5 protein-coding genes are annotated in these 7,941 nt (G+C 52.2%); all 5 read right to left on the bottom strand.

Going from position 1 to position 7,941, the window contains the following annotated elements; genetic code table 11:
- Positions 1–31 precede the first annotated feature (31 nt).
- The gene (locus tag AC0QH1_RS23720; RefSeq protein WP_324633855.1) at positions 32–1,147 is read right to left on the bottom strand and encodes a tetratricopeptide repeat protein; all 1,116 of its coding nucleotides are present in this window, start codon (positions 1,145–1,147) and stop codon (positions 32–34) included.
- A gap of 721 nt (positions 1,148–1,868) precedes the next feature.
- A complete protein-coding gene (locus AC0QH1_RS23725; RefSeq protein ID WP_324633856.1) occupies positions 1,869–3,716 on the bottom strand; it encodes a DUF4335 domain-containing protein in 1,848 nt (615 codons plus the stop codon).
- Between the two features lie 63 nt (positions 3,717–3,779).
- Positions 3,780–4,418 carry a DUF3038 domain-containing protein gene (locus AC0QH1_RS23730; protein WP_324633857.1) on the bottom strand — a complete coding sequence of 213 codons (639 nt, stop codon included), beginning with the start codon at positions 4,416–4,418 and terminating at the stop codon, positions 3,780–3,782.
- 220 nt (positions 4,419–4,638) lie between these two features.
- Entirely contained in the window at positions 4,639–7,098 is a 2,460-nt protein-coding gene (locus tag AC0QH1_RS23735) for an endonuclease MutS2 (protein ID WP_324633858.1), read from the bottom strand.
- A gap of 101 nt (positions 7,099–7,199) precedes the next feature.
- Entirely contained in the window at positions 7,200–7,424 is a 225-nt protein-coding gene (locus AC0QH1_RS23740) for a hypothetical protein (RefSeq protein WP_324633859.1), read from the bottom strand.
- Between the last annotated feature and the right edge of the window lie 517 nt (positions 7,425–7,941).

The raw sequence follows: 7,941 nt of genomic DNA on the forward strand, positions 1-7,941 counted from the left end.
CCTGGGAAATGAAAGCGCCGGTCCGAAGCGCTTACAAACTGGGTTTGAGAAAGACTAACCCACTGTAAAGGGCAAACGCATTGTCCCATACACTCGGTGCAAAGCGAAACAAATCCAGATGGGGTTTGATGCGCTCTAGCATATCTTCTTCAGGGATAGCCGTTTCAGCAAACGGCGTAAAATCCGACACCATATTTACCTGTGGCAATTGTTGCTGGATATGTTTGACTAACCTTTGCCATTTCAGGTGCATACTCATGCTATCAATCGCCGATTTGGACCGTTTGCCCGACTTATCGTCAGCGGGGATGAAAGAATAGCCATTATCAAACTCGTAGCTATCTTCGCACAGGCGCAGGATGCAACCTCGCCCATGCAGGTGCAAATCCATGACGCCGATATATTCGTGAATTTCTTGCTTGTAATTCACCTGAGTGCGACGGTGATTTTCCACCGCCACTTCTTTAAAAATCGGCAATATTCCCGAGACGATTTGACTGACTTCTGACCATTTAAAAGGTAATTTGCCCTGTTGGTCCGCTTCATTTTTGCAAATCACCGTTGCGTGGGGAGATAGGGTTTCAAAATAGTTGATGCGAAAGACGCGCAGGCGATTGATTTGTTCGAGAGTGGCGCAAAAACAGGGAATGCCAACTTGGCGCAATTCCCTGACAAATACCTGCAATTCCCCGATCGCACCAGTACGGTACATGCGCCAACTGCGCGTGGGAAGCAGCAACCGCGCCGAATAGGGTTGGAGTTGCATAATCCGCGCGAATTGCTTGGCGAGTTCGGTTTTGCGGTCCGGATTGATGGGTTCGAGAACCAATAAACCCGGTTTGAGCTGAGTGGGGTCTTGTTTCGCTTGAGCGATCGCTTGCTTTCGTCGTTCTTTCGGTATCGCTTCCACCCGCTTTAACCCAGCGCGTGCTTGGGAAATCACTTTTGGATTCCCTATCTCGCGCAACACTTTTCCGTAAGCTTTTTCGGCGGCGTCTAGCTTTCCCGTTTCTTCATAGTATTTGCCAATATAAAATCCCACCCAAGGATTCTGGGGCGATTGTTTGCGTAACGCTTTGAGTAATTTGGCGACTTCTCGATAGTCTTTGCGATCGAATGCCGCCGTTACGTCTTCTATAGAAATCATCTGTTGAGAGTTTGGGTAAGTGGCAAGCAAACACCTTGCCGAGATTGTTAAGTCTGTTTTTATGTTAGCTCGAAGTGCAATTTTCCCCGCTGTTCCAGAGGCGATCGCGGCGCTGAGGGGGGCAAAAATTACTGAGTTGCAACCAGAACTGTGCTGGGTTGGGGATTCCAGTGGCGCTTTCCCTTACCCCCCTTCATTCCTCCCGGGGGGATAAAAATGGGCAAAAAAAAACGCCCAACAAGTTGGGCGCTTGCCATCAGGGTGCATCTACTGAAATTAATATAGCATAAAAATGAGGGGTGTCACCCCCCACCCCGCTGAATTTTGTAAATTTTTGGGATTTTTAGGATTTTTATTACATCTAGTTTGCATTAATTTACTAATGTTTGACAGGGTCTCGGATAAACGCTTGATGACCGCTACGGCTTCTAAATTGTAGGTTTGTTTGGGGTCGGTGAGTGAGGTTTTCAGTCAGGTGAGGGGGGGTTAGGCATTGGAATTGGAGAAGGAGGCTGAGCCTCGGAAGGCGCGTTCCCAGGCTGAGCCTGGGAACGAGGGGGGAAGTGGGAGTAATCGAGTAAATATGCAAACTAGATGTGGATAAAAATTTTTATTTTTTTTGAAAGAAATTTGCTGGAGACGATCGCGAGAGGAAAAACCCCCCTGGGGGGTGGGCCAGGGGGGTGGAGTTGGGGGGCGATCGCGCAATTGCAGGGAAATGCTATTCCCGGAACGTTTGGACTCTGCCCTCCGGTTCGAGAACCACGCGGATGCGGAGGGTTTCCCCGTCAGGTAAGGAGGAGACAAAGGGTTTGCCGTTCAAAGGCACCCCGCTGAGTTCGATTTGCATTTTAGAAGCAACGCCGAGGGGGACGATCCGCTCAATGGAACCATCGGGATTGAGGTGCAGGATGTATTGCAACGTCTCCTCAAAGTCAGGTGGCGGTTGCCAGTTTTCTTGAAAATACGCCTTTGCCTGCGCTAATTGGGGCGGTTCGTTAAATAAAGCGTCGGTTTCCCTTGCCGGTGCGCTGGGTTCCGGGGCGATCGCCGCTGCTGGCGTTTCCCTCTCCTGTGCATCCCCCGACATCTCTGTAGGCGGCGCTTTCAACCCAGTAACATCTATCCCCTCGGCGGTGGAAATCAAGTCTTCCGGTTCGAGAATCTCCGGGGAGGGTTCGATGTCGAGTATCGGTACCGGGGGCGGTTCGTCGCTTCCGATGCTAGGAACCGGGATATCTGACGTCGGCATAGGTGGCGTGCGAGGTGCAGCGCTGATGGGGGCATCGAGTTCCGAGGGAGGGTTTGCATCCAGGGGAGGCATGACCGGTGGGGGGGAAGGAATGGGGGGCGCAGTGGTGGAGGGGTCTGCGGGAATGATTTCAAATTCTGTCCGCACTTCTTCTGGGGGGTCCGGAATCGGAGGCGCAGTGGTGGGCCGATCGCCCATCTCCGGTAATGGAGGCGGCGTGGTATTGGAGGAGAGGGGCGGCGGTACTGGTGGCACAGTGGTAGGCGGGGGCGGCGGTACTGTGGGTGGCGCAGTGGTGGTAGATGCCGATTGCGATCGCCGCTGTTGGTTCCCCTGGGCGGGGGATTCAGATGCCTCAGACTGGGGTTGCGATCGCCTCTGTTGGTTTACCTCAGAAGGGGACTCAGATGCCTCAGATTGGGGTTGCGCCGACTGCGGTGTCGGTGTGGGGGATGGAGGGGTAACGGATTCCGCTGTCGGCGTGGAGGGAGTCGGCGCAAGGGGAGAATTGCTTTCTGCTGGCGGCGAGGGTGGTGGGGGTGCCGGTGCGGGGGGTGGAGAGACGGCGGTGAGTTCCTCCTGAGTTGATGTGGCGACATTGCTTTCCATCAGGGGGGGACTCAGGAGTTTGAGTACCGAGGCGCTAACGCCGGCGGTAAATAAGGCGATCGCTGCCACTTTCCACCAAGATGCAGGGGATTTCCCGGGTTTTGCGGGTTCCCAAGTCGGCAGCGCCAATAAATCTGCCCCATAGGAATCCAGTGCTGTGGCGAGGTCAAATAATTGCAGGGTACCGAGGTTGACAACTGACCCGCTTTGTGGGGTGGCGAGTTGTCCTAAATATAAGTCATGGGAGACCAACCCGCGCGGTTTTAACCGAATCCCCCCTGCGCCATCCTCTGCCTCGGGAGTCTCTGGCGGTGATGGAAGGGTTGTGCCATTTTCCCCCATCACCTCCGTCTGAGATTGTAATTTTGTCTTCAGTTCCGAGTCTTTGGTTTGGGTATCCCACACCGAGAGTGCCGAATCGGGTTCGGAAACCAAATAACTGGCATTCAATCGCGGGGGAGATTGCTTTACAAAGTCTTGGACGTAAGTGGTAACCGCTTGATATAATTCATCGAGGGTTTGCCCGTCGCCGCGAATTGTCACTTGTTTTTCTTGGGGCAACTGCGGCGCATCAAAACTGAGTTTAAAGGTTAATTGTTGCACTGCGGGTTTACCCGTCCATTTGGAGAGGGGCGAAGTTTTCCCCTGAATTTCTAACGTACAAGTGGGGGGCGTGTACCGTCGCAAGACCGAATTAAACGAAGGCATGAGATAGGGTTGAATGGGGTATGTTAAAGCGTATGGAACGTCCAGGAGCGATCGCGGCAAAACTCATCCACGAACCGAGCGATCGATAAGCGCTAACCAGAGTCGCCGATGACCGTTTGGACCGCCGTAAAAGAGCAAATCAATGAGCAGTTTTAGCGCTAAATGAGTCAAAACTTCCGGATTAGTGTCTTCTCCATTGTCCATTCGTTCTTGATAGGTATTGCAGAAATTATCGATAAAATCGCCTAAAAGAGAGGTGGAATGGGGCGGTTTGTTTTGTTCGGTTAGCTGTTCGAGCAAGGCAACAGCACGGCGGATTAATTCGTGATTTTCTTTCGCGAGATGGCAGATAATTAATACCAGCGATCGCGCTTCTTCCACATCTAACTTTTTTCTTCCTCCCTGACTTTTTCTCAGGGGATTCGACTGCCGCAATCTCCACAAGGAGACCCGATCCATTGCCATCGGTTCTAGCTGCAAATCCGCTGCCGCTTTTAATATGGCTTCGGACCCAATTCCCGCCAAGCATTCCAGGGCCAGCAATACTAAATCGAGCTGAGCTTTGATATTATCGAGCTGTGCGGGTGCGGGAGCATTCGGCAATCCCAACTCCTGCTGCACTTCGGCGATATTCCCGGGTGCGGTTTTTGCAGGTTTTTGGCTGGATTTGCCCGCCGTGGCAATGTTCAGAATCGGGCGCATAGTGGAGGAGGAAATAAAACAACGGTAGACATTGCTTTGAAGCCGATAATCAACGGTGCAAATTCTTTTGCATCTTTACAGTGGAAATCCCCCTTGTAGAGACGAGATAAATCGCGTCTCTACTTAGGGTAAATCATCGCAAAAGGGAAGATAATTTCCCGATAAAATCGAGCCATTTGATGGGAGGAATTATTAATGTTTAATTCTCCATTTTTTGCCCTTATTTGAGATAAGCAATGGTAACACCCGTACCGCCTTCTTTTTGGCTAGCCAATTCGTAGCGGTCGATTTGCGGATGTTGTTTGAGGAACTGATGGACTCCTTCACGGAGTTTGCCGGTGCCTTTGCCGTGAATAATCCACAGTGTACCGCCCACGGGAATTCGTTCGGCGATCGCCTGTTCGAGTTGGATTTCGGCATCGGCAACCCGACTTCCTCTTAAATCGATGGTATTTTTAGACGTCCGGACGGTGGGCGCTTGTGCCGGCGGTTTCTGACTGAGCGTTTCCGAAGCGGCGGATACCTTGGTGGCGGAGGCAGCAGCGGGTTTTTTGGCGGGCATGTCCACTTTTTCCCCCTCCAAGGACTCGATTTCGCTCATCGAAACGTTCATTTTCATTAAACCAAACCGCACGGTAACTTCGCGATCGCCTTCGGAAACACTCAGCACTTCGCCCGTTTGGCCGATTTGCGGGATGCGAACCCGATCGCCCACTTGCGGTTTAAATCCCGGTTTCGGTTTGGGCGGTTTCTGGCGAGAGGGCAAATGCCGCTGCGCCACTTCGTTTAACGCTTGGGTGGCTTGGTTGGTATCTTTCCCGGTAACATTGCCTTGCTGCAAGCGACGAATCACCTGGGCAATTTCCGCTTTGGCTTCGGCGATCGCCGCTTGGATGGCTTGTTCAAGCGAGTGCTGCAACTCCCATTCGCGATCGCGCAAGGACTGTGCCTTCTGCGATACCTCCCGATAAAGCCGTTCGGTTTCGCCGAGAATATCTTCCGCTTCTCGCGCTTTCGTTTCCTGGGCGCGGCGCTGATCTTCCAACCCGGCAATCACCTGGTTGACTTCCTGAGACCCTCCGGGGGCTACCAAACTCTGCGCTCGATCCACTACCTCTGGATTTAACCCCAACCGACGGGCAATCGTCAAGGCATTGGATCGTCCCGGAATGCCCCACAGCAGTCGATAGGTGGGCTGCAAGGTAGCTTCGTCAAACTCCACTGAGGCATTTTCAAACCGTTCGTCTTCGTATTTCAGGGCTTTGAGTTCGCCGTAGTGAGTGGTGGCGATGGTCAGTTGCGCCCGCGATGCCAGATGTTGCAGCAGGGCGATCGCCAAGGCACTTCCTTCCGTCGGATCGGTTCCCGCCCCCACTTCATCCAGCAATACCAGAGATTCCGGCGTCATGGTCTCGAAAATCCGCGTAATGCGGCGAATGTGACTGGAAAAGGTGGAAAGGCTTTGTTCGAGCGATTGTTCGTCCCCGATATCGGCTAAAATCCAATCAAACCACGGCAGTTCTACCGGTTCTTTGGCAGGGATGAATAACCCGACTTTGGCCATTAATGCGATTAATCCCACGGTTTTCAGGGTCACGGTTTTCCCGCCCGTGTTCGGACCGGTAATCGCCACTACCCGAATCTGGGGCTGAATCACGACGTTAATCGGCACCACGGTTGGCCCTTGTTCGTGTTGCTGTTGCCACACTAGCAGGGGATGGCGCAGTTCTCGCAGGGTAATGGTTTGCCCGGGGGAATGATGGTTTTGAGCGCTTTGTGCCTCATCTTGTATCCCGCGTTGAAGAAAATGCGGGGGGTTTGCTTGCAACCAGGTGCTATAGCGGGCGCGTGCTGTAGCCAAATCCAGAATCGTGACGATCGCCAATAATTCTTCTAAATCTTCGGAAACTTCGGCAATCCGTTTGGTGATGGCGCGCCGGATTGCTTCTTCTTCGGTTCGTTCAAGGGCGAGCAGAACCCGCGCTTGGTTGTTCAGGGAGACGATCGCGTGGGGTTCTACATACAGGGTTGCTCCACTCATGGAGGTGTCTTGCACGATGCCGGGAATCGCATCTTTTTGCGGCGCTTTGACGGGAATTACGTAGCGATCGCCGCGTTGGGTAATCAGTTGCTCTTGCACCGCATTGCCTTGGCGCTGCATGATGCTTTGCAATCGCTGGTAAATTTGGTCTCGGTTGTGCCTCATCCGGGCGCGAATGTTGCCGAGTTCCACACTGGCGCGATCGGCAACTTTCCCTCGTTCGTCGATACAGTGATGGATTTCTTGTTCGATTTCGGGATAGGTTCGCAGATCTTCGATGAGTCCATTGAGCGCCGACAAGTCGGCGTGGGCGTCGATTGTTCGCCGCAGTTGACGCGCCCCCGATAAGGTGGTGGCAATGGCAAGCAGTTCTTCCCCAGAGAGGATGCCTTGCAAATTGGCGCGATCGAGCGAATCGCCAATATCCTGGATGCCCTCAAACGACAGTCCACCCAACAGGCGATTTTCCAATTCGTAGAGTTCTTGCGTTTGCGAAAGCAACTCTCGGGTTTGCTCGAGGCTTTCTGGGATGGGCAGGGTTTCCGCTGCCATCGCCCCCAGCTTCGTCCCGGCAAAGGTTGCCAAGTGCTCGCACAGACGGGGCCATTCTAGGAGTTCTAATGTTTCAGACTGAATCAAAGCTGATAAGCTGAATCTGAACTTGAGGTGTTTACCCCCCTACTTTAGCTTAGTTTGGGTCGCGGCGATGGGGGGCTTGACCTCCATCGGGAGTTCGCTTTTTACACCAAGCTGCTTATTATATCACAGTTTTCTCGCTTTGACAACTTTTTTCCTTTTGGATTCCCTCTCCCCTGGTGGCGAGAACCAAAATAGTGGCTTAACACCGCTTCGAGTTCCCCCGTGGGATCCCCGTCACAGGCTTCAAAAATGCCCTCGAGGGCTTCGGTGTCTCGGTGGTTTAACGGCGCAATGGCAGCACTACAGGAACGGGCGATGGAATGCATACTACATTTCCTTTCAATTCTACTTAAAGTTTTGGTAAAGCTAAATGTATTGTCTTTAAAGATAAGATTAAGTTCCGCCGCACCACTACCGGCAAACTACTCAATTCTGCGATAACCGTGAAAATACTGAGGCGATGCGTAATATTACTCAGGCGACTGTGTGGGGGGCGTTCCGATAAAGCCTAGTAGGCATTTTGCCCACCCCAACCTAGATTGAGAGCAATTCCCCACCAATTGCGTAACTCCCAAATCATCTCAAAAGGCAAAAGCGGCTTAACTGAGAAAAAATTTGCGGCTGAACATTGACAAAGACTCAGGAGGAAATGATAGAATGAGGGAAGTACAAGTCCTAGCTGCCGGCAGGAGACTTAAGCAATATTTGCATTGCATATACGTCATGGATGCAGACAAGAGTTAATTATACCTGATGTCAACTCCCCTTGTCAAGCACTCCATCGAAAAAATTTGCGGCTGAATATTGACAGAGACTCAGGAGGAAATGATAAAATTAGAGAAG

It is taken from the genome of Phormidium sp. CCY1219, from assembly GCF_055795085.1.

What these genes read in the sequence shown, in the direction of transcription:
- AC0QH1_RS23720 (WP_324633855.1), bottom strand. Translation starts at nt 1,147, where the DNA reads ATGATTTCTATAGAAGACGTAACGGCGGCATTCGATCGCAAAGACTAT.
- AC0QH1_RS23725 (WP_324633856.1), bottom strand. Translation starts at nt 3,716, where the DNA reads ATGCCTTCGTTTAATTCGGTCTTGCGACGGTACACGCCCCCCACTTGT.
- AC0QH1_RS23730 (WP_324633857.1), bottom strand. Translation starts at nt 4,418, where the DNA reads ATGCGCCCGATTCTGAACATTGCCACGGCGGGCAAATCCAGCCAAAAA.
- AC0QH1_RS23740 (WP_324633859.1), bottom strand. Translation starts at nt 7,424, where the DNA reads ATGCATTCCATCGCCCGTTCCTGTAGTGCTGCCATTGCGCCGTTAAAC.